Annotated in this window: 22 protein-coding genes and 4 tRNA genes; 16 read left to right on the top strand and 10 right to left on the bottom strand. The window is 64.0% G+C overall.

Annotated elements, in window-relative coordinates; translation table 11 throughout:
- The first annotated feature begins 63 nt into the window (after positions 1-63).
- Entirely contained in the window at positions 64-933 is an 870-nt protein-coding gene (locus C487_RS02105; protein WP_006184015.1) for an ATP-grasp domain-containing protein, read from the top strand.
- Positions 934-962: 29 nt separating this feature from the next.
- Here C487_RS02105 and C487_RS02100 read toward each other — a convergent pair whose 3' ends face one another.
- Positions 963-1,364: an Hsp20/alpha crystallin family protein gene (locus C487_RS02100; protein ID WP_006184014.1), complete on the bottom strand. Its 402-nt coding sequence runs from the start codon at positions 1,362-1,364 to the stop codon at positions 963-965.
- A 147-nt stretch (positions 1,365-1,511) separates the two neighbouring features.
- Entirely contained in the window at positions 1,512-2,525 is a 1,014-nt protein-coding gene (locus C487_RS02095; protein ID WP_006184013.1) for a type II glyceraldehyde-3-phosphate dehydrogenase, read from the bottom strand.
- A 235-nt stretch (positions 2,526-2,760) separates the two neighbouring features.
- Here C487_RS02095 and C487_RS02090 point away from each other — a divergent pair, with 235 nt between their 5' ends.
- From C487_RS02090 to C487_RS02070, 5 genes are all read left to right on the top strand, one after another.
- A complete protein-coding gene (locus tag C487_RS02090) occupies positions 2,761-3,717 on the top strand; it encodes an aminopeptidase (protein ID WP_006184012.1) in 957 nt (318 codons plus the stop codon).
- A gap of 119 nt (positions 3,718-3,836) precedes the next feature.
- Entirely contained in the window at positions 3,837-4,418 is a 582-nt protein-coding gene (locus C487_RS02085; protein ID WP_006184011.1) for an LURP-one-related/scramblase family protein, read from the top strand.
- A gap of 60 nt (positions 4,419-4,478) precedes the next feature.
- Positions 4,479-5,132: an HVO_0476 family zinc finger protein gene (locus C487_RS02080; protein ID WP_006184010.1), complete on the top strand. Its 654-nt coding sequence runs from the start codon at positions 4,479-4,481 to the stop codon at positions 5,130-5,132.
- 92 nt (positions 5,133-5,224) lie between these two features.
- Positions 5,225-5,854, top strand: coding sequence for a protein-L-isoaspartate(D-aspartate) O-methyltransferase (locus C487_RS02075; protein ID WP_006184009.1), 630 nt, complete (start codon positions 5,225-5,227; stop codon positions 5,852-5,854).
- A 54-nt stretch (positions 5,855-5,908) separates the two neighbouring features.
- Positions 5,909-6,679 carry a protein-L-isoaspartate O-methyltransferase family protein gene (locus tag C487_RS02070; protein ID WP_006184008.1) on the top strand — a complete coding sequence of 257 codons (771 nt, stop codon included), beginning with the start codon at positions 5,909-5,911 and terminating at the stop codon, positions 6,677-6,679.
- Positions 6,680-7,048: 369 nt separating this feature from the next.
- Here C487_RS02070 and C487_RS02065 read toward each other — a convergent pair whose 3' ends face one another.
- The 5 genes from C487_RS02065 to C487_RS02045 all read right to left on the bottom strand — a co-directional run bounded on the left by C487_RS02065 (position 7,049) and on the right by C487_RS02045 (position 10,250).
- Positions 7,049-9,175 (bottom strand): bacterio-opsin activator domain-containing protein, encoded by a 2,127-nt coding sequence (locus C487_RS02065; RefSeq protein WP_006184007.1) that lies wholly within the window; start codon positions 9,173-9,175, stop codon positions 7,049-7,051.
- A 385-nt stretch (positions 9,176-9,560) separates the two neighbouring features.
- A tRNA-Asp gene (locus C487_RS02060) sits at positions 9,561-9,633 on the bottom strand.
- A gap of 15 nt (positions 9,634-9,648) precedes the next feature.
- Positions 9,649-9,721, bottom strand: a tRNA-Asp gene (locus C487_RS02055).
- 366 nt (positions 9,722-10,087) lie between these two features.
- Positions 10,088-10,160, bottom strand: a tRNA-Asp gene (locus C487_RS02050).
- Between the two features lie 17 nt (positions 10,161-10,177).
- Positions 10,178-10,250: transfer RNA gene (locus C487_RS02045), tRNA-Asp, on the bottom strand.
- A 325-nt stretch (positions 10,251-10,575) separates the two neighbouring features.
- Between C487_RS02045 and C487_RS02040 the strand changes: the two genes are divergently transcribed.
- From C487_RS02040 to C487_RS02015, 6 genes are read left to right on the top strand one after another with little or no spacing between them, the layout of a single operon-like run.
- A complete protein-coding gene (locus C487_RS02040; RefSeq protein ID WP_006184006.1) occupies positions 10,576-10,803 on the top strand; it encodes a DNA-directed RNA polymerase subunit H in 228 nt (75 codons plus the stop codon).
- Positions 10,804-12,384, top strand: a complete 1,581-nt coding sequence (locus C487_RS02035; protein WP_006184005.1) for a DNA-directed RNA polymerase subunit B'' — start codon at positions 10,804-10,806, stop codon at positions 12,382-12,384.
- A 3-nt stretch (positions 12,385-12,387) separates the two neighbouring features.
- Entirely contained in the window at positions 12,388-14,217 is a 1,830-nt protein-coding gene (gene rpoB / locus C487_RS02030; protein WP_006184004.1) for a DNA-directed RNA polymerase subunit B, read from the top strand.
- A 3-nt stretch (positions 14,218-14,220) separates the two neighbouring features.
- Positions 14,221-17,148 carry a DNA-directed RNA polymerase subunit A' gene (locus tag C487_RS02025; protein ID WP_006184003.1) on the top strand — a complete coding sequence of 976 codons (2,928 nt, stop codon included), beginning with the start codon at positions 14,221-14,223 and terminating at the stop codon, positions 17,146-17,148.
- Positions 17,141-18,337, top strand: a complete 1,197-nt coding sequence (gene rpoA2 / locus C487_RS02020) for a DNA-directed RNA polymerase subunit A'' (RefSeq protein WP_006184002.1) — start codon at positions 17,141-17,143, stop codon at positions 18,335-18,337. Before C487_RS02025 ends, rpoA2 begins: the two co-directional genes overlap by 8 nt.
- Before the next feature lie 3 nt (positions 18,338-18,340).
- Positions 18,341-18,766 carry a NusA-like transcription termination signal-binding factor gene (locus C487_RS02015; RefSeq protein WP_006184001.1) on the top strand — a complete coding sequence of 142 codons (426 nt, stop codon included), beginning with the start codon at positions 18,341-18,343 and terminating at the stop codon, positions 18,764-18,766.
- On the opposite strand, the gene C487_RS02010 is transcribed toward C487_RS02015, so the two are convergent.
- Positions 18,759-18,953 carry a hypothetical protein gene (locus tag C487_RS02010; RefSeq protein WP_006184000.1) on the bottom strand — a complete coding sequence of 65 codons (195 nt, stop codon included), beginning with the start codon at positions 18,951-18,953 and terminating at the stop codon, positions 18,759-18,761. The two genes, C487_RS02015 and C487_RS02010, sit on opposite strands and share 8 nt — an antisense overlap.
- Positions 18,954-19,101: 148 nt before the next feature.
- On the opposite strand from C487_RS02010, the gene C487_RS02005 reads away from it, so the two are divergent.
- Positions 19,102-20,613 (top strand): aldehyde dehydrogenase family protein, encoded by a 1,512-nt coding sequence (locus C487_RS02005; RefSeq protein WP_006183999.1) that lies wholly within the window; start codon positions 19,102-19,104, stop codon positions 20,611-20,613.
- A 54-nt stretch (positions 20,614-20,667) separates the two neighbouring features.
- Here the strand turns inward: C487_RS02005 and C487_RS02000 are convergent, their stop codons facing one another.
- Positions 20,668-21,321 carry a 4-vinyl reductase gene (locus C487_RS02000; RefSeq protein ID WP_006183998.1) on the bottom strand — a complete coding sequence of 218 codons (654 nt, stop codon included), beginning with the start codon at positions 21,319-21,321 and terminating at the stop codon, positions 20,668-20,670.
- A gap of 394 nt (positions 21,322-21,715) precedes the next feature.
- Between C487_RS02000 and C487_RS01995 the strand changes: the two genes are divergently transcribed.
- Both C487_RS01995 and C487_RS01990 read left to right on the top strand, forming a co-directional pair.
- Positions 21,716-22,144: a 30S ribosomal protein S12 gene (locus C487_RS01995; protein WP_004267302.1), complete on the top strand. Its 429-nt coding sequence runs from the start codon at positions 21,716-21,718 to the stop codon at positions 22,142-22,144.
- A gap of 2 nt (positions 22,145-22,146) precedes the next feature.
- Positions 22,147-22,755 carry a 30S ribosomal protein S7 gene (locus C487_RS01990; RefSeq protein WP_006183997.1) on the top strand — a complete coding sequence of 203 codons (609 nt, stop codon included), beginning with the start codon at positions 22,147-22,149 and terminating at the stop codon, positions 22,753-22,755.
- A gap of 159 nt (positions 22,756-22,914) precedes the next feature.
- Here the strand turns inward: C487_RS01990 and C487_RS01985 are convergent, their stop codons facing one another.
- On the bottom strand, positions 22,915-23,670 hold the full coding sequence (locus tag C487_RS01985; protein ID WP_006183996.1) for a DUF5781 family protein: 756 nt from the start codon (positions 23,668-23,670) through the stop codon (positions 22,915-22,917).
- 261 nt (positions 23,671-23,931) lie between these two features.
- Between C487_RS01985 and C487_RS01980 the strand changes: the two genes are divergently transcribed.
- Entirely contained in the window at positions 23,932-26,118 is a 2,187-nt protein-coding gene (locus C487_RS01980) for an elongation factor EF-2 (RefSeq protein WP_006183995.1), read from the top strand.
- Positions 26,119-26,155 lie beyond the last annotated feature (37 nt).

Raw genomic sequence — 26,155 nt, 5'->3', positions numbered from 1 at the left:
GTTCCGGCCGTCCCGATCGAACCACGAGACACCTTTTTGCTCATCTCCTCCCGAGTACCGGGTATGATCGACCTCGCGGTCGCGAACGAGCAGGAGACGTTCGAGCGGATGCGGGAGCCACTGGCCGAACGGGGGATACGCGTTCATCACGTGCCCGTGCGCGAGCGTACGGTCGCGCTCGCGGACCCGCCGTGGGGGCCCGACGACTACGATGTGGGGTTCGTCTATCCGGGGCGGCTCATGGAGGGCGGGGTCGCCGACGCCCTGCTCGAGCTCCCGTGGCTCAACGATCACGAAACGGTGTTAACCTCGCGAAACAAGGCCGAGGTACTGGCGCGACTCGGGCGGGCCGAATTACCGGTTCCGAACTCGGTCTACGTTTCGAACGATGTCTCGGAGGCTGAACTGGCCGCCGTCTTCGAGCAGTTCGAGCCGCCGGTCGTGGTCAAGCCGAACTCGACGACGCGCGGCGTCGGCGTCGCGAAGGCCCACGACCTCGATTCGTTCCTCGGCATCTGCGACTACCTCTCGTTGGTCCACGACTACCGAGCGACCGGCGACCAGTCATTTCTCGTCCAGGAGTATCTCCCGAACGCGACCGACTATCGGGTGATGGTGCTCGAGGGGGAGTACGTCGGCGCGGTCGAGCGACGGCTGCCCGACGAGGCGGTCAGCGAGGGGCAGTGGAAACACAACGTCCACCGCGGCGCGGACGCGACCGGCGTTGACCTCCCCGATGCGTGGCGTGCCCTCGCGGAGTCGGTTGCGACCGAACTCGAGATACCCTTCCTCGGCGTGGACCTGCTCGAGACCGACGACCGACTGGTGGTCAACGAGACGAACGCCCGGCCGACGATCGATGAGGAAACGAAGTACGACCCGAACTTCTACGATCGACTCGCGGCCGCGATACGCACCGCTGCACAGGAGTAACCGGAAAAACCACGACCGCGACGGTCCGCTTACTCGAGGCTGATGTCCGAGGACTGTTCGGCGCGGTCGAAGACGACTTCGAGGACGCCGTTGTTGTAGGTCGCGGCGGCGGTGTGTTCGTTGACGCGGGTCGGCAGGGAGACGCGCTCGTCGTACTGGCGGTGATCGCTTTCCGCGGAGATCGTCAGGGTCTTCCCGTCGCACTCGAGTTCGATGTTGTTCTTCTCGACGCCGGGGATGTCGGCGACGACGCGGACCTCCTCGTCGGTTTCGTGGATATCGACGTGCGTGTCCATGCCGAATCCGTTATCGACGTTGTTCGAAGAGTCGAAGTTTACGTTCCCGTCCGCACCGTTCATCATCTCGTTCATCATTCGCTCGATCTCGCGGAACAGGTCGTCGAAGGGTTCGTCGCGGTCGTCTCGGCGCATGGAGGTCCCTAGGGTATCCCGTGGCAAAAACTTTCTGTCGTCGCTATACGATCCGGATCGCGTCGCCGGTTCGCGTCGAAACCGAACGACGGCGGAGCGGTGCCTCGAACGGCGTGAAACGGATCGGTCCCGATCGGCGGACCGCTGTCAGAGTCCGATACCGAGCGCCTCGTCGGTCGTTGCGATGCTCTCCTCGGCGTCGGCAGCGCCGGTCACGGCGCGGATGGCGTCGACGTTCTCCGGCACGACGTCGCTCTCCTGGTGGATGCCCTGGAAGCAGTAGAAGTCCCGGCCCTCGGTCGAGATGGACTCCGCCCAGAGACAGTTCTCCCAGAGGTCGCCACGGGGGCGGCCGGCGTCCAGCGCGTACTCTTTGAGTGTCCCGCTGCCGTCGATGTTCATGCGCTCGGGGATCAAGAACAGGCGCGACTCGTCGGCGAACAGGTCACGGACCTCCGCAGCGTCGACGTCTTCCTCCAGGGTGACGTTCAGACTGTGCATGTGCATCAGCGTCGCGGGCACCTTCATCCCGAGCGTGTCGATGTCCAGGTCGGGGAAGATGGTCTCGACGTCCGGGCCGTGGTGAGACGGGATCGTCACCGGGTTCGGGAGGATGTCATTGATCGGGCCGCGATCGGACTGCCCGGGGTCGCCGCCACGACGGACGAGCGTCGCACGGACTTTCTCGACGCCGTACTCCTCGCGCAGGGGGGCGATGACCCGCGAGAGTCCGGTCGTGTTACAGGAGACGACGCGCACGTGGTCGGCGTCGACGGCGTCTTCGAAGTTCGAGCGCGCGTTGAAACTCACGTCGACGAGGTCGGCGTCCTCGCCGCCCTGATAGAGCGCGGGCGTGTCGTACTCCTCGTAGAGGGCCTTGTTCTGCGCGCCGATCCCCGACGGCGTGGCGTCGACGACGACGTCGGCCTCGGCCACGAGGTCCTCGACCGGGCCTGCAATCTCGAGGCCGGCCTCGGCGAACAATTCCTCGCGCTCTTCGACGGCGGCGTAGAGCGGGAACCCCTTGTCGATAGCCGTCTCGGCCTCGAAGTTCGGACGCGTCTTGGCGACGCCCAGTACTTCCATGTCGGGCTGTTGCCGGACCGCGTCCGCGACGCGCTTGCCGATCGTGCCGTAGCCGTTGATGGCGACCTGTTGCATATGCTCGGGAGTGGACCACCGAGCGGGATAATCGTTTCGAGCCCTGTCAGCCGATGTTTACTCGGATCGGAGTTTTCGATCGCTCTCGAGGGCGGTTTCGGGGGACACCCTCGAACCTACCTCGCCGACGGTCCCGTGGTGCGGAACCGCGATGGTGGCCCCGCGTTCCAGTTCGGAACGCTTGCGGGCGCGGTCGAAGGGAAGACATATCGGCCCGCTTGCCCGACGTTACGGTATGGCACCACTTCGAGCCGCGGCGGAGACGGCGGTCCGCCAGTGTCTGGGCCTCGAGTCGGGAGAGTCGTGTGCAGTCGTCACCGACGACAAACGCGAACCGATCGGGACGGCGATCTACGACGTAGCGAGCGAGATCACCGACGATGCCGTGATCGTTCGATATCCGCCGGGCGAGACTCACGGCAGCGAACCGCCGGCACCGGTGGCGGCGGCGATGGCCGGGGCCGACGTGGTGCTCGCGCCGACGACCAAAAGCCTGAGTCACACGCGCGCCCGCACCGAGGCCAACGAGGCCGGCGCGCGGGTCGCGACGCTCCCGGGGATCACCGAGGACGTCTTCACGACCGGGCTGGCAGCGGATTACGAGTCGATCGCGGCCCACTGCGCGGCGGTCCGCGATCAGGTCGACGGAGCCGACGAGATCCGCGTGACGACCGATGCCGGAACCGACATCACGTTCGGTATCGGCGAGCGGGAATGGCTCTCGGACACCGGCATCGTTCACGACCCCGGCGAGATGTCGAACCTTCCTGCGGGGGAGGTCTTCATCAGTCCCGAGACCGCCGACGGTACCTTCGTCGTCGACGGGACGATGCGCCCGCACGGGCTGCTCGAGTCCGACCAGCAGCTCACCTTCGAGGTCGAGGACGGCCTCGTCACGACCATTTCTGACGACGAGATTCGAGCGACGGTCGAGGACGCGGCCGAAGACGTGGGCGACGCCGCGTACAACCTCGCGGAACTCGGCATCGGCACGAACGTCGCCGTCACCGATCTCGTCGGCTCGGTTCTCCTCGACGAGAAGGCAGGGGGGACCGTCCACATCGCCATCGGCGACAACGCGGGCATCGGGGGCGAGACGGAAGCGCCGATCCACCTCGACGGCATCCTTCGCGAGCCGACGGTCGTCGCCGACGGGACCCCTATCGAACTGCCGACGGCGGACGACGCCTGATGTCGGCCCCGGTCGGTCCGGGCTCTCGAGCCGTTGCGTGGGTTGCTGGCGGAACGGCATCGGTCGTTGTTGTGTGATAACCTAGTGGTTTGAAGTGTTACTACCGTGAGTTCGGACCGATGAGCGGTACTCGGGGATACGACATTCAGGGGATCGAGCTCACTGACGACCGCTATACGGTCGAACAGGGGTTCGTTCGGAACAAGTACAAGGCACTCGATGTCGACGGGAACGTCGTTTTACGGGGAAAACAGAAGCTGTTGAAGGTGAAAGAGAAGTTCCCCTTCGTCGACGCCGACGGCAACGAGGTATTCACCGTGAAGGCCGGCGGGATCATCGACATCGCGAACGACTACGTGCTCTCGGATGCACAGACCGGCGAGGACATCGTGATCCTGGACAACGACTACTCGCTGCTTCAGGACACGTGGAAAATCCGCGACGCGACCACCGAAGCGAAGTTGGCCGAGATCAACTCCCGTGGCGCGATGGTGACGGTGGCCCGGAACGTCGTTCCGTTCGGCGGCTGGATCCCCCATAAGTACGAGATTACGGACCAGACGGGCAGTCACGTCGGCTCCATCGAGGGACAGTTCTCGCTGCGCGACCGCTACGAGATCGTCATCGACGACGCCAGTACCGTCCCGAAAGAACCCATCATCGCCGCGGCGATGGTCATCGACGCGATCCAGGGGAACTAGCCGGCGGGGGACGACGACCGGTTCAATCGGCTTTTAGGTACGTAGCCGTTACAGTGGATTATGAGCGATCTCCCGGAGCGCGTTCCGACGGCCTGTCCGTCGTGCTCGCCGGACCTCGAGACGGTCCACGAAGTACTGACGGACGGCGGCGGAACCCTCACCGTTCGGTGTAGCGAGTGTAGTCACGTCCACAAGGTGCGACCCGAGCGCACGCCCGAAGTCACCCTCGACGTGGTCGTCTCCCAGGGCGGCGAATCCTTCACGGCGAACGTCACCACGGCCGAAGACGAGACCATCGAAGTCGGCGACGAGTTCATCCTCGAGACTGAGGAAGTGCTCTCGACGGTCCGCGTGACCAGCGTCGAACTCGACGGCCAGAAGCGTGTCGAGGAGGCCACCGCGGAGCAGGTCGAGACCGTCTGGACCCGCGAGGTCGACAACGTCGGCGTCAACGTCACCGTCCACCCGCAGGACGGCTCGCGGGACGACAGCCGGAGCATCACGGTCCACGTCCCCGGCGACTACGAGTTCGAGGTCGGCGCGGTCGAGTCCTTCGGCGACGACGAGTTCGAGATCGACGCCTTCGTCGTCCGCAGCGACGCCGATGGCTACCGGCGCGACCGGTTCGAGATGGAGGGCGACACCGCCCTGGCGAAAGACATCAAGCGCGTCTACGCCTACGACGAGCAGAGCAGCGCCTGGTCGGCCTGGTAATCCGTTCCTGCATTCGACCCGCACCGTCCCCGAGACCCGGGACGCGCCACCCGGAACCCTACCGTTCTCGAGCGCGTAGTCGCCCCCGAGCCATGTCCGACAGCTACGAGGCGCTGCGCCGGCGGATGGTCGAGACGGTCGCGCCGCGCGTCGACGATGATCGGGTTCTCGAGGCCCTGGCATCGGTCCCGCGCCACGAGTTCGTCCCGCCCGATCGTCGGGACAGGGCCTACGCCGACCGGCCGCTGCCGATCGGCGACGGCCAGACGATCAGCGCGCCGCACATGGTTGCGATCATGGCCGATCTGCTCGCGGTCGCCCCCGGCGACGACGTCCTCGAGATCGGCACCGGGTGTGGCTATCACGCCGCCGTCACAGCCGAACTGGTCGGCGATGCGCACGTCTACACCGTCGAATACAGCGACGAACTGGCCGAGCAGGCGCGCGACCGACTCGCGGCGCTCGGCTACGACGATGTCTCGGTGCGCGTCGGTGATGGCCGGAAGGGATGGCCCGAGCACGCACCCTCCGACGCGGCGTACTTCACCTGCGCGGTAGCTTCGGTTCCCGAACCGATCGTCGAGCAGGTCCGTGCCGGCGGGCAGTTGCTCGGGCCGATCGGTGTCGGCCGCCAGACGCTCGTCGACGCGACCAAACGACCGGACGGCTCGCTCGACCGGACCGACCGCGGCAGCGTTCAGTTCGTTCGGATGCGCGGGTAGACCGGCGGACCGCGCAAGCGGGCCATTGATTACGCCCGCCCCGATAGCTGGCGTATGGAACCCGCGGTACTGCGAGCGGATATGGTCGACGGCCTCGAGTCCCCGCCCAGGGACGTTCTCGCCGACGAGGACGTTGCCGTCGCGATGCGCGAAGTCCCGCGGCACGCGTTCGTCGACGACGAGCGAACGGCCTATGCCGATCGCGAACACGAGGTCCTCGGAACTCGCGTTCTCGCGCCGAGTACCGTCGCTCGCTTGCTCCAGGCACTGGCGCTCGAGGGCGACGAGACCGTGTTGATCGTCGGTGCCGGCGTCGGGTACACGGCGGCCGTCGCGGCCGAACTCGTCGGCGAGACGAACGTCCACGCCGTCGACATCTCCCGGCCGCTGGTCGCCGAAGCGCGGGCCAACCTCGCCGACGCGGGCTACGACGGCGTCCTCGTCGACTGCCGGGATGGGGCGAACGGTCTCCCCGAGTACGCGCCCTTCGACCGCATCCTGCTCGAGGCCGCGGCCGTCGATCCGCCGCGTGCGCTACTCGATCAGCGAACCGATGCGGGCCGACTGGTCTTCCCGCGCGGGACCCGCCAACAGCGACTCGAAGCCGTCTCGGCCGACGGCGACATCGATCGACTCGGACCCGTTTCGTTCGCTCCGTTGCTAGTCGAGGGCGAACAGTCGGGGGCCGTCGAGCGCGACCGAACGGCCCGTGAGGATCGCGAACGGGCACAGCGACGCGCCGAATCCCGTCGCGGCTGGGAACACGACTGGATCGAATGGGAGGAGACGGTCGAGCAGCCGTCTCGACGGCCGCGTTCGCAGTAGCTTCTCGACTGTCCGGTGGGTGTGAGTCGTCCCGCTCGAGACACGAGGCCGTGCCTCGCGGGAAGTGGGACGTCGAAAGGGTGGGTAAAGGGTGGGGGGGTGGCGACAGTCTGTCTCAGATCGCCAGTTACGGGTACACGCTGGAGGGGGTTAAATATGGCTTCTAGGTAGTAAGTGGGTACGAACGGACGACTACTAATTACTTAGTACGGGCCGGCGAGTCGGCGAATCCAGCGGTCGTGGTTCCGTCCGTTTTTGCAGGCTGAGCGGACCGTGTACCTCGGGAATCGACGGACGACCGAACGTCTCCGTGATGTCGAGAAACGGGTGGGCCTCGGTCCACGTGACCGTGGGGGTCCATGGTCGGTCTCACGACGTGGACGCGCCGTCGAACGCCAACGCGACGAGTTTCCGTTCGGCCGCTCGCAAGTGATAGTGGTACGTCGGCGACGATACGCCGAGGGCGTCCGCGAGGTCCTCTCCCGTACTCCCGCGGGGCCACTCGAAGAAGCCACTGTAGTGAGCCGCCTGCAACGCTTCGAACTGCTTGTCCGTGAGCCGCTCCGCGAGATCGGTATCGAGCCGTCGCGCCGACCGCGTGTGCGTCGTCTCCCGTTTGGCCCGCAGCTCCGTTTCGGGATACTCGTCGCCGATCGCCTCGACCACCGACCGCGTTTCGACGCTCCGTGGTACCTCGAGTACGAGCGTCGAGCCTCGACGCTCGGCCGTCGCCGTCCGTACCTGTACGTCGTACGTCCGCAGGACGTCGAGAAACGGCGTCGACGCGACCGTCAGTTCGTACAGCGTCGTTTCCTCGCCTTCGGACACGACCGAAAACGTCTCGATCGACGCCCAGTCGTCCTCGAGCCCGGTGAGCGACGCCGTCGCCGGCGCGCTGACGAACAGGACGACCCCGTCCTCGCCGCGGTCGACGACGCCCTCGAGCGTTATCGGGGTTGCCGCGTCGACGTGTGACGACAGCCGATTGAGCAGCAACCGCGAATCAGCCACGTCGAGTTCGAGTTCGAGTCGGCTGTCGGTCACCATCGCCCGCGTCCGCTCGACCGATTGGATCGCGTGTCCGATCGTTTCCCCGAGTTCGGCCAGTACCGCCCGCTCGCGCTGGCCGACCGAATCGGCCCCCGAGACGTGGACCACGAGCACGCCGTACCGGCGCTCGTCGGCGATCAGTGGCACGCCGAGGACCGTCTGATAGCCGTACGTCAGCGCCTCCTTGCGTCGCGATTGCCACGTCTCGTCATCGAGCACGTCGTGTACCAGTCGTTCCTGCCCGGCCTCGAGGGTGTCGCGGACGAGCGCGAGTTCGGGTGCTCGCTCGCCGTCGTCGCGAATCCGGTCGATGTAGGTCGCATCGATTCCGGCCCACGTTGTCGGCGTGGGCGGCTCGTCGTCGCTCGCGGCGATCCAGGCGAACCGGTAGCGGTCCGTTTCGGCGAGGCGATCGCACACCCGTTCCTCGATCGCGGCACGCGTCGACGCCTGCGCAATGCCGTGGTTGATCTCGCGGACGATCTCGTTCGTGTGGTTGAGCCGTGTCAGCTCTTCGTTTTGCCGAGTCAGCGTTCGATCGTGGTCCCGCAGCAACTGCTCGCGCTCGGCCCGATCCAGCGCGGCCTCGGTGTTGGCCGCCAGAATGTGAAGCAGTTCCATCATCGTCTCGTCGAACCCGTCGATGTCCTCACAGCCCGCGACCAGGACACCGTGGGTGCCGAGCGGAACGATCAGTTCGCTTCGGCTCACCGCCTCCCCCGGTTCGACGCTCCCCTCGCGTGTCACGTCCTCGTAGTAGGTACTTTCACCCTCCGAAAAGACGTCCCAGACCAGCCCGTCGCCCTGCTCGATCGTCGGCGCGGGCTCGCCCAACTCGGGCGACTTCCGCGCCGACGCCACGTGCTCGAGAACGCCGGCCGTCGGCTCGAACGAGTAGGCCACGGCGACCGCGATGTCGAGAATTTCGCGTGCCGTTTCGACGGCCGACCGGTAGATGTCGTCTTTCGTTTCGGCCCGCATCAGGTCCCGCGTCGTCTCGTGTAACGTCGTCAGCGTCCGCTCGTAGCGTCGTTCGCTCTCCCGAAGCTCCGTTCGCGTGCGGTACTGGTCGACGGCGTTCGTGATCTGATTCGCCAACAGCGCGTACTGCTTCTTGCCCGACTCCTTCTGGAGATACTGTGTTACGCCCGCAGCGATCGCCTCACTGGCGATCTCTTCCGGTCCCCGCCCGGTAAAGAGAATAAACGGGAGGGTGGGATCGTCCTCGCGGACGCGCTCTAATAACTCGAGTCCGGTCATCGCCGGCAGCTCGTAGTCGCTGACGATACAGTCGACGCTGTAGCGCTCGAGTGACTCGAGCGCGTCCGCGCCGTTCGTCGCCGCTTCAGTGACGATCGAGTCGTGCTCGCGCTCGAGCATTTCCCCGGCGAGGTCGGCAACTCGAGGGTCGGTATCGACGATGAGTACAGTAATTTGACCAGTCATTTGTTCCGCCCCAGAAAATCCCGTTCTCCGGAGGATGCGTAACGAGATACTAAACGATTAGCATTCACACTGCTCCATGTCGAACGACCGACCATAATAGCCAAATACGAGTTACAGACTGATCGCACGACCGTCGGACGATCGTGTGTGCGGTGACGAGCCACGAGACTCGACCCCGGTACGGGGGTGCTACACTGGTGACGGGGACACGTGACGCAGTGCTCGTCGAAGTTAGTCGTGAAAGAAGCGCCCGAGTCGGGATTTGAACCACGGTCGTGTCGCTCACTACGTTCGCTTCACTCCCTGGTTCGAATCCCTCAGTGTGTCGGGTCCGCTCACGGAGAACGCGCTACGCGGCACTTGTCGAAGTTGATCGCGGAAGAAGCGCCCGAGGCGGGATTTGAACCCGCGTCACAACCGTGACAGGGTTGTATGATGGGCCACTACACCACCCGGGCCACCTGCAACNGAAGCGCCCGAGGCGGGATTTGAACCCGCGTCACAACCGTGACAGGGTTGTATGATGGGCCACTACACCACCCGGGCCACCTGCAACTCTTCCTTTCCCGCTGATGGTATTAAGGGTTTTGCTCTCCAGTCGTTTGTACACTCCGATGACAGAACCACTGTTCGTAAAACGACCGCCGTGCTAACGGCGGGCACTCTCTCGATACGTCGCTTCTATCTAGAACGTGACCAAAACGCACTCGAGGTGAACGATGAGTCGATCGGTCGAGGACATATGATGCGGTACTCGCCGTAATTGGTCGCGGAAGAAGCGCCCGAGGCGGGATTTGAACCACGGTCGTGTCGCTCACTACGTTCGCTTCACTCCCCGGTTCGAATCCCTCAGTGTGTCCGCTCACGGAGAACGCGCTACGCGGTACTTGTCGAAGTTGGTCGCGAAAGAAGCGCCCGAGGCGGGATTTGAACCCGCGTCACAACCGTGACAGGGTTGTATGATGGGCCACTACACCACCCGGGCCACCTGCAACNAAGAAGCGCCCGAGGCGGGATTTGAACCCGCGTCACAACCGTGACAGGGTTGTATGATGGGCCACTACACCACCCGGGCCACCTGCAACTCCTCCTTTCCCGGTCACGGCATTAAGGCTTTTCAATCAAACGCCGTGTGGTACGGTCAGTCGCGCCACGATTCCGCTCTCGAGTCCGGAGTGTGCCCTGGATCGTGATATCACACCGCATGACCCACAAGGAATATAACTGATAACCGGGTACTCTCGAGTGTGATCGACGGCTCCGGTTCGGTCGACCGGCCGGGTAGCCCTGCTTGTGCGTCGAGTTAGTAACGGTTAAATGCCTCCCGCCGCTACTTGCCTGTAGTATCTCGTGACAGCCGCTTCTCTCCCAATAGCCGACACGCACACCCAACCCAATACATGGTAGACGTAAGCCAACACGAACTCGTTCCGGAGCACACCGTTCTCGAGGAAGAGGCCCTCGAGGACGTGCTCGAGGAATACAACATCGACCGTACAGATTTACCGAAGATCAAGCGCAACGATCCCGCCCTGCCGGACGAGGCGGAGATCGGTGACGTTATCAAGATCGTTCGCGACTCGCGGACGACCGATCAGTCGATCGTATACCGACTCGTGGTAGAATAAATGGCAATGGAACTCAACCGCGACAAACGACGAGAGATTTCGCGCGAATATTTCTCGAAGGAACGGATCGCCGAACACCACTACCGCTCGTTCAACGCCTTCCTCAACCGGGGGATGCAGGAGGTCGTCGACGAGAAGGCGACGATCGATACGGACATCGGCGACAAGGAAGGCGAGGAACCGGTCCACGTCAAACTGGGCGACGTCCGTGTCGTCACGCCGCGCGTCCGCGAGGCGGACGGTTCCGAAGAACTCCTCTACCCACAGGAGGCACGCCTTCGGAACATCACGTACTCGGCGCCGGTTTTCATGGAGATGTCGATCGTCAAGGGCGAGGAAGGCGACGAACGTGTCGTCGACTCGACCGAGACGAAGATCGGCCGGATGCCGATCATGGTCGGTTCCGACAAGTGTAACATCGCCGGCTTCTCCGACGAGGAACTGATCGAGATCGGCGAGGACCCCGCGGACCCGGGCGGCTACTTCATCGTCAACGGCTCCGAGCGGGTGCTGATGACCAGCGAGGACCTCGCACCGAACAAGATTCTCGCCGAATACGACAGCAAGTACGGCGACGAGATTCAGGTCGCCAAGACGTTCTCGCAGCGCCGTGGCTACCGCGCCCTCGTGTTGTGCGAACGGAACCGCGAAGGACTGCTCGAGGTATCGTTCCCCTCGGTATCGGGCTCGATCAACTTCGTGACGCTCGTGCGTGCGCTGGGCCTCGAGTCGGACGAGGAGATCGTCCACAAGGTCTCGAACGACCCCGAGGTCGTCAAGTACATGCTGGAGAACTTAGAGGAAGCGGAGGTCCAGACCGAGGAGGAAGCCATCGAGGAACTGGGCAAACGCGTCGCCTCCGGACAGGGGAAGAACTACCAACTCAAGCGGGCAAATTACGTCATCGACCGCTACCTCCTGCCGCACCTCCACGAGGACGGCGTCGAGGAGGAAGACGTTCGCATCAACAAGGCCCACTACCTCTGTCGGATGGCCGAGGCCTGTTTCGAACTCGCGCTCGGCCGGCGCGAGTCCGACGACAAGGACCACTACGCGAACAAGCGACTGAAGGTCAGCGGCGACCTGATGAAAGACCTGTTCCGGACCGCGCTGAACAAGCTGGCCCGGGACGTCAAGTACCAACTCGAGCGCGCGAACATGCGCAACCGACAGCTCTCGGTGAACACGGTCGTCCGATCCGACGTCCTGACCGAGCGACTCGAGCACCCGATCGCGACGGGTAACTGGGTCGGTGGCCGCTCCGGCGTGAGTCAGCTGGTCGACCGCACTGACTTCATGGGCGTCCTCTCACACCTGCGCCGGCTCCGCAGTCCGCTTTCGCGCTCGCAGCCGCACTTCGAAGCGCGGGACCTGCACGCGACCCAGTGGGGTCGCATCGGGCCCTCCGAGACGCCGGAGGGGCCGAACTGTGGGCTGGTGAAGAACTTCGCCCAGTCGATGGAGCTCTCCCAGAACGTCGAGGACGAACAGGAACTCAAACGCGAACTGGCATCCATGGGGGTCGAGGGCATTCCCGGCCTCGAAGGGATCGAACGAACGGCAGCGTCAGGGGACGACTAAATCATGAGCAGCCAACAACGAGAGGCGAAAGTCTACGTCAACGGATCGCTGGTGGGGACCCATCCCGATCCGCACGAACTCGCAGAACAGATCCGCGAAGCGCGACGCATCGGCGACGTCAGCGAGATGGTCAACGTCTCGGTCAAAGAGCGCACCCGCGAAGTAATCGTCAACGCCGATGCGGGCCGTGCCCGACGGCCCCTGCTGGTCGTCGAGGACGGCGAACCGCGCATCTCCCAGCAGGAAGTCGAGGCGCTTCAGGAGGGTGACCTCGAGTTCGAGGATCTCGTCGATCACGGTTACATCGAGTTCATCGACGCCGAGGAGGAAGAGGACATCCTCGTCGCCGTCGAAGAGGACGACCTGACCGAAAAGCACACCCACCTCGAGATCGACCCGTCGCTGATCTTCTCGATCGGTGCGGGGATGATCCCCTACCCCGAGCACAACGCCAGCCCCCGCATTACGATGGGGGCGGGGATGATCAAGCAGTCGCTGGGGCTGCCGAGCGCGAACTACCGCATTCGGCCGGATACGCGCCAGCACCTGCTGCACTACCCGCAGCTCTCGATGGTCAAAACCCAGACGACCGAACAGATCGGCTACGACGAGCGGCCGGCGGCCCAGAACTTCGTCGTCGCCGTGATGAGTTATGAGGGGTTCAACATCGAGGACGCGCTGGTCATGAACAAGGCCAGCGTCGAACGCGCGCTCGCGCGTTCACACTTCTTCCGGACCTACGAGGGCGAGGAACGCCGGTATCCGGGCGGCCAGGAGGACCGCTTCGAGATTCCGTCGCAGGACGTCCGCGGCGCCCGCGGTGAGGAAGCGTACAACCACCTGGACGAGGACGGCCTCGTCAACCCCGAAACGACGGTCGACGAGAACTCCGTCCTGCTCGGGAAGACGTCGCCGCCGCGGTTCCTCGAGGAACCCGACGACATGGGTGGCCTGTCGCCCCAGAAGCGACGGGAGACCTCGGTCACCATGCGATCGGGCGAATCCGGGATCGTCGACACCGTTACGCTCATGGAAGGCGAGGACGGTTCGAAGCTCTCGAAGGTCTCGGTGCGCGACGAGCGGATCCCCGAACTCGGGGACAAGTTCGCCAGCCGCCACGGCCAGAAGGGTGTCGTCGGCCACCTCGCGCCACAGGAGGACATGCCCTTCACCGAGGAGGGCGTCGTCCCCGACCTCGTCCTGAACCCGCACGCGCTGCCCTCGCGGATGACCGTCGGTCACATTCTCGAGATGATCGGGGGCAAACTCGGGTCGATGGAAGGTCGCCGCGTCGACGGGACGCCGTTCCTCGGCGAGGACGAGGACGAACTCCGACAGGGGCTCGAGGACGCCGGCTTCGACTCGGCGGGCAAGGAGACCATGTACTCCGGGATTTCCGGCGAGAAGATCGAGGCCGAGATCTTCGTCGGCGTGATCTTCTACCAGAAACTCTACCACATGGTCTCGAACAAACTGCACGCCCGCTCGCGCGGGCCGGTGCAGGTGCTGACCCGACAGCCAACGGAGGGACGTGCCCGCGAGGGTGGCCTCCGAATCGGGGAGATGGAGCGCGACGTGTTCATCGGCCACGGGGCGGCCATGACGCTGAAGGAACGACTCCTCGACGAGTCCGACCGCGAGTTCATCCACGTCTGTGCGAACTGTGGGATGAGCGCGGTCGAAAACGTCGAACAACGGCGTGTCTACTGTCCGAACTGCGACGAGGAGACCGATATCCACGAGATCGAGATGAGCTACGCGTTCAAGCTCCTCTTGGACGAAATGAAGGCGCTGGGTATCGCACCGCGACTCGAACTGGAGGACGCCGTCTAACCCATGCAAGACACGACACCCAAAGACATCGGTTCGCTTTCCTTCGGGCTCATGGAGCCCGAGGAATACCGGGAGATGAGCGCGACGAAGATCATCACTGCCGACACCTACGACGACGACGGGTTCCCCATCGACATGGGACTGATGGACCCCCGTCTGGGCGTGATCGACCCCGGCCTCGAGTGCAAGACCTGCGGCAAGCACTCGGGTTCCTGTAACGGCCACTTCGGCCACATCGAACTGGCCGCGCCCGTAATCCACGTCGGCTTTACGAAACTCATCCGGCGGCTCCTTCGTGGGACCTGCCGGGAGTGTTCGAAACTCCTCCTCACCGAGGACGAACGCGACGAGTTCCGGGACCAACTCGACGAATCCCGAAAGCTGAGCCGTGATCTCAACGACGTGACCAAGGCCGCGATCCGACAGGCCCGCAAGAAGGACCGGTGTCCGTTCTGTGGCGAAATCCAGTACGATATCGACCACGAGAAACCGACGACCTACTACGAGGTCCAGCAGGTCCTGACCAGCGAGTACTCCCAGAGCATCGCCGGCGCGATGCAGGGCGACGAGGAGGAAGGCGTCGAGCGGACGACGCCGGACGAACTCGCCGAGCAGACCGAGATCGAGCTGACTCGAGTCAACGAGATCCTGTCCGGCTCGTTCCGTCCGCGGGAGAGTCAGCGGAAGGCGATCGAGAAGGCTCTCGATATCGATCTCACCGAGGAAGACACGAACAAGCTGATGCCAAGCGACATCCGGGACTGGTTCGAGAACATCCCGGACGAGGATATCGAAGTACTCGGGATCAATCCTGACCGGTCGCGTCCCGAGTGGATGATCCTCACCGTCCTCCCCGTGCCGCCGGTCACCGCCCGCCCGTCGATTACGCTCGATAACGGGCAGCGCTCGGAGGACGACCTCACGCACAAGCTGGTCGACATCATCCGGATCAACCAGCGGTTCATGGAGAACCGCGAGGCCGGTGCGCCCCAGCTGATCATCGAGGACCTCTGGGAACTCCTGCAGTACCACGTCACGACGTTCATGGACAACGAGATTTCGGGCACGCCGCCGGCGCGCCACCGCTCCGGTCGGCCCCTGAAAACCCTATCTCAGCGCCTCAAGGGCAAGGAAGGCCGCTTCCGGGGCTCGCTGTCCGGGAAGCGCGTGAACTTCTCGGCTCGGACCGTGATCTCGCCGGACCCGACGCTCTCGCTGAACGAGGTCGGCGTTCCGGATCGCGTGGCAAAGGAGATGACCCAGACGATGAACGTCACCGAACGCAACGTCGAGGACGCCCGGCGGTTCGTCTCGAACGGCCCGGAGGGCCATCCCGGTGCGAACTACGTCCGACGGCCGGACGGCCGCCGGCTGAAGGTGACCGAGAAGAACTGCGAACAGCTCGCCGAGAAGGTCGAGGCCGGGTGGGAGGTCAACCGCCACCTCATCGACGGCGACATCGTCATCTTCAACCGCCAACCGTCGCTCCACCGGATGTCGATCATGGCCCACGAGGTCGTGGTCATGCCGTACAAGACGTTCCGGCTGAACACCGTCGTCTGTCCGCCCTACAACGCCGACTTCGACGGCGACGAGATGAACATGCACGCGCTGCAAAACGAGGAGGCCCGCGCCGAAGCGCGCGTCCTCATGCGTGTTCAAGAGCAGATGCTCTCCCCGCGGTTCGGCGAGAACATCATCGGGGCCATTCAGGACCACATCTCCGGGATGTACCTCCTGACACACGACAACCCCCGATTCAACGAGACGCAGGCGCTCGACCTGCTCCGTGCCACCCGGATCGACGAACTCCCCGAACCCAGCGGCATCGACGACGAGGGAACGCCGTTCTGGACCGGGTACGACGTCTTCTCCGAACTGCTGCCCGACGATCTCGATCTCGAGTTCACGGGGACAATCGGCGACGAGGTCGTCATCGAGGACGGCCAGTTGCTCCAGGGAACCATCGCCGAGGACGAGGTCGGCGAGTTCGGCGGCGAGATCGTCGACACCATCACGAAGGTCTACGGCAACACCCGCGCCCGGATCTTCGTCAACGAGGTCTCGACGCTTGCCATGCGGGCGATCATGCACTTCGGGTTCTCGATCGGGATCGACGACGAGACCATCCCGGGGGAGGCCCAGTCGCGCATCGACGAGACGATCGCGGACGCCAACGACCGCGTCGAAGAGCTGATCGAGGCCTACGAGAACAACGAACTCGAGAGTCTCCCGGGCCGAACGATCGACGAGACCCTCGAGATGAAGATCATGCAGACGCTCTCGCGTGCGCGTGACAACGCGGGGAACATCGCGGACGAACACTTCCAGGACGACAACCCCGCGGTCGTCATGGCCAACTCCGGTGCGCGTGGGTCGATGCTCAACCTGACCCAGATGGCCGGCGCGGTCGGCCAGCAGGCGGTTCGGGGCGAGCGGATCAACCGTGGCTACGAGGACCGAACGCTCTCCCACTACGAACCGAACGATCTCTCGGCGGAGGCACACGGCTTCGTCGAGAACTCCTATACTAGCGGCCTGACCCCGCGGGAGTTCTTCTTCCACGCGATGGGCGGCCGCGAGGGCCTGGTCGACACTGCAGTCCGGACCTCGAAGTCCGGCTACCTGCAGCGGCGGCTGATCAACGCCCTCTCGGAACTCGAGACCCAGTACGACGGGACGGTCCGGGACACCTCGGACACGATCGTCCAGTTCGAGTTCGGCGAGGACGGGACCTCGCCGGTCAAGGTTTCCTCCGACGAGGACAACGATATCGACGTCGAGCACATCGCCGATCGCGTGCTCGACTCCGAATTCGAGTCCGCGGAGGAACGTCAGGAATTCCTCGGCTCCAAACCGCGGCCGACTAACCTCTCGGAACACGCAGACGATCGACTCGCCGAGGGCACGGAGGTGACCTCCGATGACTAACGTCGCATACGATGTCGACGACGACACGATCGCGGTCGTCGAGGATACCGACCTCCCGCGGCGGCTCAAAGACGAGGTCTACGAGACGATCGAGGCCCGCGAGGGCGCGACGGTCGAGGAGGCCGACGAACTCGCGAAGGCCGTCGAGACCCGCTATCTCGACACCCGCGTCGAGCCCCTCGACCCCGTCGGGACGGTCTCGGCGCAGTCGATCGGCGAACCCGGTACCCAGCTGACGATGAACACGTTCCACTACGCGGGGGTCGCCGAAATCGACGTGACCCAGGGGCTTCCCCGGCTGATCGAGCTTGTCGACGCTCGGAAAACCCCGGACACGCCGATGATGACCGTCTACCTCGAGGACGAGTACGCGACGGAGCGGGAGAAAGCCCACGAGGTCGTCTGGAACATCGAGGCGACGCAGATCCTCGCGCTGGGCGACGTGTCGACGAACGTCGCGGACATGCGCGTGCAGATTTCGCTCAACAAGGACACGCTGCAGGAACGACTGATCACGGCCGAAGAAGTCGCCGGCATCATCGAGGATTCGCTCGGCGTGAAGACGGTCCAGCAGGGTACCCAGATCGAATTCGGGCCCGAGGAACCGTCCTACCGTGATCTCCTCCAACTCGTCGAGGAACTGCGGGACATCACGTTCAAGGGGATCGAAGAGGTCTCGCGGGTCGTCATCCGTCGTGAGGAACTCGACACCGGCACCGAGGAGTTCGTCCTCTACACCGAGGGGTCGGCCTTCGGCGACGTCCTCGAGATCGAGGGCGTCGACGCCTCGCGGACGACGTGTAACAACATCCACGAGATTCACCGCAATCTCGGTATCGAAGCCGCCCGCGAGGCGATCATCGAGGAGACGAACAACACGCTCGCCGAGCAGGGGCTGGACGACGTGAACGTCCGGCACCTGATGCTCGTCGCGGACATGATGACGAACCGCGGCGAGATCGAGTCGATCGGTCGGCACGGAATTTCGGGTTCGAAAGAATCCGTACTGGCTCGCGCGGCGTTCGAGGTGACGGTCAACCACCTGCTCAATGCCGCGATCCACGGCGAAGTCGACGAGCTTGACGGCGTTACGGAGAACGTCATCGTCGGCAAGCCGATCAAGCTCGGCACCGGCGATGTCGATCTTCGGATGGGATCGACCACCTCCGGCAGCGGTCAGGCAGACTGATCGATGGGTGTAACCCTCGATGACGACGCCCGGCAGTATCTCGCCGCGTTCGAGGATGTGACGGGCGTTGACGGCCGAGATTGTCTCGTCACCGAGGGCGGTGATCGGCTCCTGATCGTCGTTGCCAGCGGCGGGATGGGCGAAGCGATCGGCCCCGGCGGCCGGACCGTAACGCGGTTCGAAGAACGGGTCGATGCGCAGGTCCGCCTCGTCGAGGACGCGGACACGCCCGAGGCGTTCGTCGCGAACGTCCTCGCGCCCGCGGCAGTCTACAACGTCACGGTCAGCGAGAACAACGACACCGTCGCCTACGTCGAGGTTGCGGAGGCCGATCACGGCATCGCGATCGGGACGGACGGGCGGACGATCGACGCCGCACGGCAGCTTGCGGATCGGCATTTCGGAATCGACGACGTACAGCTCATCTGATCTCGAGCCGGCGTCTCGTGCCGCCCGCTGCGGCACAGTCGCCGCCGGTCGACCGGATCGCGTCCGGTGACCGAACCGAACGCGCAGTCTTCTCGACTGAACCTTGGAGGAACTCCCAGTGGCCGCCCAGCCGTGGCCCTCGTTTCCGGTTCGCGTCGGCCCGTGCGAACTCGACGCGCTCTTCCATTCAACGTACTTATGTGTGTGCGGATCTCGGTACGCAACTGATCGCACGTTCGCCCCGTTCATGCCCCCTACGGATAGCTATCAGTAGTTATCGATCGTGAATGACATACCCAAACCAATAAACAAATTCCACCGATAGAGGGAGTCGTATGACGGATACGAGTACGCGATCCGCCGACGGACGAGACGTTGACGAACTCGATATTGCGCCGGAGACCGGGTGGAACGCCCTATTCCTCGACGGCGAGTGGGTGCCCGCCGGTGACCGGGACCTGATCGATGTCGAAAACCCCGCGACGCGGACGACGCTGACGACGGTTCCGTCGGCGACCGAGGACGACGTCGACGAGGCGTATGCGGTCGCGGAGGAGGCACAATCGGCGTGGGGCCAGCGACCGCCACAGGAGCGCGCCGCGATCGTCTCCGATGCGTGTGCGTTGCTGGGCGAGTACGCCGACGACCTCGAGTGGCTGTTCGCCGTCGAGTGCGGCGGGGTCCAGCTGAAAGCCGATTTCGAGACCCAGCTCGCACAAGGCACGATGGAGGTCGGTGCCGGACTGGCGATGCGCGACGGTGGCCGCCGTAAGGACTCGGTGACGCCCGGCAAGGAGAACCTGCTCGTGCGCGAACCGGCCGGCGTCGTCGGCGTCATCACGCCGTGGAACTTCCCGCTGTATCTCACCAGCCGAGTCGTCGCACCAGCCATCGCGCTGGGGAACAGCGTGGTCCTCAAGCCGGACGAACACACCCCGTTGATGGGCGGGCTCGTGCTCGCACGGGTCTTCGAGGAGGCCGGACTCCCGGACGGCGTCCTGAACGTCGTCCCCGGCTACGGCCACGAGATCGGCGACCACTTCTCGGGCCACTCGGTGCCGTCGGTGATGTCGTTTACCGGCTCCTCGGAGGTCGGGCGGGGCGTCGGCCAGCGTGCCGTCGGCGCGTACACGGAGCCGGCCCTCGAGTTGGGCGGGAACAACGCTCACGTCGTCCTCCCGGATGCCGACCTGGAGCGTGCGATCGACGCCGGCGCGTTCGGGTCGTTCACCCATCAGGGACAGGAGTGTATCTCGATCAACCGCCACGTGGTTCACGAGTCGCTGTACGACGAGTACGTCGCGGGCCTGGCCGATCGCGCCGAGCAACTCCCCATCGGCGATCCGCGCGAGGAGGGGACCCTGGTCGGCCCGGTCATCAACGAGAGCCAACGGGACAAGATCGTCGGCTTCCTCGAGAAATCGGTCGCGAACGGGGCGACGGTCGAGGCTGGCGGTGGCCACGACGGGTTGTTCATCGAACCCACGGTGCTATCGGGCGTCACCAGCGACATGCCAGTCGCCTGCAACGAGCATTTCGGACCGGTCGCGCCCGTCATCCCCTTCGAGACCGACGAGGAGGCGATCGAGATCGTCAACGACACCGAGTACGGCCTGTCGGGCTCGGTGCACTCGACGGACGTGGCTCGTGCGCGTGACGTAGCCGACGCGATGGAGACGGGTATGGTCCACATCAACGACCAGCCGTTGAACGACGAACCGCACGTCGCGTTCGGCGGCGTCGGCGCGTCGGGACTCGGGCGGTACAACGACGAGTGGATCATGGACACCCTGACGACGCTGAAGTGGATCTCGATCCAGCGCGAGCCTCGAGAGTATCCGTACTGACTCGGGTGACACGCGAGGAGGGAAAACGGCTGTCGGTGAGTTCGGCGCGTGCGATCAGCGCCACTCGACGTGGTACGTACAGTGCTGGTCGCCGTCCGAGCGACACTGGTCGCCGACTTCTTGGACATCGACGGGGTTGTTCACGAACTTCTTCGCAACGCCCTTGATGAGGCCCTTGTCGAACTCACACGGGTACGGGTTCTCACAGATCATCACTCCCTCGTTCGATCCTTCCGTCTCGAACTCGTAGGACCCGATTTCGCTGCCGCGGTGGTTCTGGTGATACGCCTCGTCGATCGACGCGAGCGCGTTCTCGACTTCCGAAAGCTCCGGCGGAAACTCGACGTGCTGGGGGACGTTCTGCCCCATGTTCTGCATTCGCAATGATCCGTACTCGTCGCGCATATCGTACAACATGGCGAGTGGGATCTTGAGCGAGTACCACTCGTCGGGTTCGATATTCTCGAGTCCGTGCTCGGCGAGTTTATTGGTGATCTGTTTCCCCACGAACGACGAAATCGACTCCCCCGCCGCGACATACGACAGGGGACTGCGACCGATCACTTCCGCGTCCTCGAGCGAGCCATCGAACCCGATGCGATCGGAGACCGTCGGTAACTCATCAGGAGACTGAGACTCGTCGTCGGACCCACCGAGGAGTCGCTTGACCCAGGATGTCGTCACGAACACCGTCTCGATTGTAGCCATAACGGATAGAAAATACGACCCACCTACCTTATAACTCCTAGTGCATGTGTTTACCCCCATAGAGTTCCTGGCTGAGCCACTGAGACGGCTGAAAACAGCACCCTCTATTTGATTTATATATCTCTCAGTGNCGGCGGTCGAATTTTACGGATTTCTAATTGAATTCCCCGATTTTGAACCTACTGTCCTCCTGCGATTTCTGGGGGTAAACACATACCTCCTAGTTAATTATACGATCTGATATCGGGCGGTCCATCCGCTCGGACAGCCCGAGAGCTGTTACGCGGTAGTGAAACCCGCTCAGATTCCTTCGTCGACCCCGATCGACCGCTCTCACGCCGTAACGCCGACTCGAAACGGGTCGCTTAAGTGCCTTCGTCGGATAGCGACGCCCATGGCAAACGGCAAATACGCCGCGCGCAAGCTCAAGAAGGACCGCCAGAACCAGCGGTGGTCCGACTCGGACTACGCGCGCCGCGCCCGCGGACTTCGCGAGAAGTCCGACCCGCTCGAGGGTGCGCCCCAGGCCCGCGGTATCGTACTCGAAAAGGTCGGCATCGAAGCCAAACAGCCCAACTCGGCGATCCGAAAGTGCGTCCGAGTCCAGCTGATCAAGAACGGCAAGCAGGTCACCGCGTTCTGTCCCGGTGACGGCGCGATTTCGTTCATCGACGAACACGACGAAGTCACCATCGCCGGGATCGGTGGGGCCAAGGGTCGTGCGATGGGTGACCTCTCCGGTGTCAACTACAAGGTCGACAAGGTCAACGGCGTCGCCCTGAAGGAACTCGTTCGCGGCAACGCGGAAAAACCGGTGCGATAATCATGGCGGCAGAAGATCAACCGGACCCGGACGCCCCGGCCGGTGGCACGGACGTTTCGGCACAGCTCTTTGGCACGTGGGAACTCGGCGACCTCGAGTACGCCGACCCCTCGACCGAGCGTTACATCACGGTGACCCCCGTCGCTCACACCGCGGGTCGCCACGCCGGCAAGCAGTTCAAGAAGTCCCAGATCTCCATCGTCGAGCGGTTCATCAACCGGCTGATGCAGACCGAGGAGAACACGGGCAAGAAACAGAAGACGCTCAACTACGTCCGTGATGCCTTCGACATCATCCACGAACGGACCGAGGACAACCCGATCCAGGTGCTCGTCACGGCCGTCGAGAACGCGGCTCCTCGAGAGGAGACCGTTCGCCTGAAATACGGCGGTATTTCGGTTCCGAAGGCCGTCGACGTTGCCCCGCAGCGCCGCGTCGACCAGTCGCTGAAGTTCCTCGCGGAAGGCGTCTACAACGATTCGTTCAAGACCACCACGGACATCGAGGAGGCCATCGCCAACCAGCTTATCGGCGCGGCCAACTACGACGTCCAGACCTACGCGGTCAGCCAGAAAGAAGAGAAAGAGCGCGTCGCGGCAGCCGCCCGCTAACGCGGCTCACCGATTCGATTTGCGGTCGTTTTTCTCCGTCCTCTCGTAGTCCCAACCGAACCGAGTGACACACTGACCGCACAACCGTCGTGCGATCCGGTGGACGGTGATGGGTAGTGGCGACTCCAACCGAACCGACCGGTTCTCGACGACGGTCCCTCAGTCCGCGGCGCGGCTCGTTCCGCCGACGTACGAGCGCGTCGCGTCGACGAGCACCTGGCGATAGGTGCTCGTATCCGGTTCCCGGACTAGCTCGCGGAAGCGGCGTTTGAACCCCTCGAAGTCGATCTCCGGGGCGTCCATCGCGGCCGCGTACGCCAGATCGTACAGCCGGTGCTCCTCGTCGACGAGATCGTGTCGTTCCGCAAGCGCGAGTGCGAAGGCCGCATTCACCGCCGTGATCTCGGGGTCGGCGCTCGCGGACAGTCGCTTGAACCCCGGGCGGGACGGCGTCCCGGGCCGATCGGCGACGGCCGCCGCGAGGCTGGACTCGAGGAAGGACAGCAGTTTCTCGCCGGGGCCGACCGAGAGGGTGATGTCGTCAGCGTAGATGTCCTTCATGTGATTGGCGATCTGATAGCAGTGGGAGAGCTTGCGCCGTTCGACGCTCTTCCCGGCTAGTGCGAGGTAGAGGACTTCTTCGGTCGACTGGGTGTGTGAGGGGTGTTGTTGTTCGTGGCGGGCCATGTGGGCGAACTCGTGGAGCGCGAGTTCGCGGGCCATGGCCGATGACGCGGCCTGTCTCGAGATGTTCAGGACGTGGTGGTCGTCGTAGTGGGCGGCCCAGGTCCGTTCGTCGGGGTCGTCCCGGAGGCGGACGTGAACCGGCAGCGAGAGGTCCTGTTCGGTCTCGAAGAGGTCGCGGGCGCTGAGGAATGGAGAGGTCGGACCCGGTCCCTGTACGCGGATATCCATGTGTGGCCCTAGCAAGAGGCCGACGGGATTTGACTCTTGTGTACAGTTGCACGGGGTCGAATCGCGCGGTTGGACCGTCGGGAAGTCGCCCGACTGCGGTCCGGGTCCGGGTGCGGGGCCTCGTACCATCGATCCGTACAATTATGAGAGTCGTTCACTCACTCAAATTGGATATTACAGCGTTCGGATGGGGAAAGCCGACGAATTCCGGCGGCGACGAAACACTACCCTTTTGACCCCGCTGGCGGTATTGGGGGGTATATGGGCCGACGCAAGAAGATCGTCCAGGAGTGTGAACGGCTGATGGACGACCCGGAGAACATCCGGAACATCGCCATCGCCGCTCACGTTGACCACGGAAAAACGACCCTTACGGACAATCTGCTGGCCGGTGCCGGCATGATTTCCGACGAGACTGCCGGCGAGCAGCTCGCGATGGACACCGAAGAAGACGAGCAGGAACGCGGGATCACCATCGACGCGGCGAACGTTTCGATGACCCACGAGTACGAGGATCAGAACCACCTCATCAACCTCATCGACACGCCGGGCCACGTCGACTTCGGTGGCGACGTGACGCGAGCGATGCGCGCCGTCGACGGTGCGCTCGTCGTCGTCGACGCCGTCGAAGGGGCGATGCCCCAGACCGAGACGGTGCTCCGGCAGGCACTGCGAGAGGGTGTCAAGCCGACCCTGTTCATCAACAAGGTCGACCGTCTCATCTCCGAACTCCAGGAAGGACCCGAGGAGATGCAGGAGCGACTCCTCTCGGTCATCCGCGACGTCAACGAACTCATCCGCGGGATGACCGAGGACATGGACGACATCGATGACTGGACCGTTTCGGTCGAGGAAGGCACCGTCGGCTTCGGTTCCGCACTGTACAAGTGGGGTGTTTCCATGCCGTCGATGCAGCGTACCGGGATGGACTTCGCCGAGATCATGGAACTCGAGCGCGCCGACAAGCGCCAGGAGCTCCACGAGCGGACGCCGCTGTCGGACGTCGTGCTCGACATGGTCTGTGAGCACTTCCCGAACCCGATCAACGCCCAGCCCCGTCGTATCCCGCGTGTCTGGCGTGGCGACGACGAGTCCGACATCGCCGAACAGATGCGTCTGGTCGACGAGGACGGCGAAGTCGTCCTGATGGTCACCGACATCGCGATGGACCCCCACGCGGGCGAAGTCGCCAGTGGCCGCGTCTTCTCGGGGACCCTCGAGAAGGGACAGGAGCTGTACGTCTCCGGGACCGCGGGCAAGAACCGAATTCAGTCCGTCGGCGTCTACATGGGCGGGGAACGCGAGGAGGTCGACGAGGTTCCCGCCGGGAACATCGCCGCCGTCACCGGACTCAAGGACGCGATCGCCGGCTCGACCGTCTCGAGCGTCGAGATGACGCCGTTCGAGTCGATCGAGCACATCTCCGAGCCGGTCATTACGAAGGCCGTCGAGGCGAAGAACATGGACGACCTGCCGAAGCTGATCGAGACGCTGCGACAGGTCTCCAAGGAGGACCCGACGATCCAGATCGAGATCAACGAGGACACCGGCGAACACCTGATCTCCGGCCAGGGTGAACTCCACCTCGAAGTCATTACTCAGCGTATCGAGAAGAACCAGGGCATTCCGGTTAACACCGGCGAACCGATCGTCGTCTACCGCGAAGCGCCCCAGCAGGCCAGCGACCAGGTGGAGGGCATCTCGCCGAACCGCCACAACCGCTTCTACATCTCCATCGAACCGATGGACCAGGAGATCGTCGAGACGATCCAGCTCGGCGAGGCCTCGATGGACATGCCCGAGCAGGACCGTCGTGAAGCCCTGCAGGACGCCGGCATGGACAAGGACACGTCCCAGAACGTCGAGCACATGCACGGGACGAACATCCTCATCGACGACACGAAGGGGATCCAGCACCTGAACGAGACGATGGAACTCGTCATCGAGGGGCTCGAGGAAGCCCTCGACAACGGTCCGCTCGCAAACGAGCCGGTTCAGGGGACGCTCATCCGCCTGCACGACGCACGGCTCCACGAGGACACCATCCACCGTGGCCCGGCACAGGTCATCCCCGCGACCCGCGAAGCCGTCCACAAGGCGCTGATCGATGGGAAGATCAAGATGCTCGAGCCGATGCAGGACGTGCGCATCGACGTGCCCAACGACCACATGGGCGCAGCCTCGGGCGAGATTCAGGGTCGCCGTGGCCGCGTCGACGACATGTACCAGGAAGGCGACCTGATGGTCGTCGAGGGCATCGCGCCCGTCGGCGAGATGATCGGTTTCGCCTCGGATATCCGCTCCGCGACCGAGGGTCGTGCCTCCTGGAACACGGAGAACGCCGGCTTCGAGGTCATGTCCAACTCGCTCCAGCGTGACAAGACCATGGAGATCCGCGAACGCAAGGGCATGAAGCTCGAGCTGCCGCCGAGTATCGACTACATATAACGCCGCGTCCGCGTTCGAACCCACAGTTCCGTTTGTA

The organism is Natrinema pallidum DSM 3751, assembly GCF_000337615.1.
GTDB classification, from domain to species: domain Archaea; phylum Halobacteriota; class Halobacteria; order Halobacteriales; family Natrialbaceae; genus Natrinema; species Natrinema pallidum.
This window is presented reverse-complemented; position numbering and strand designations above follow the sequence as displayed.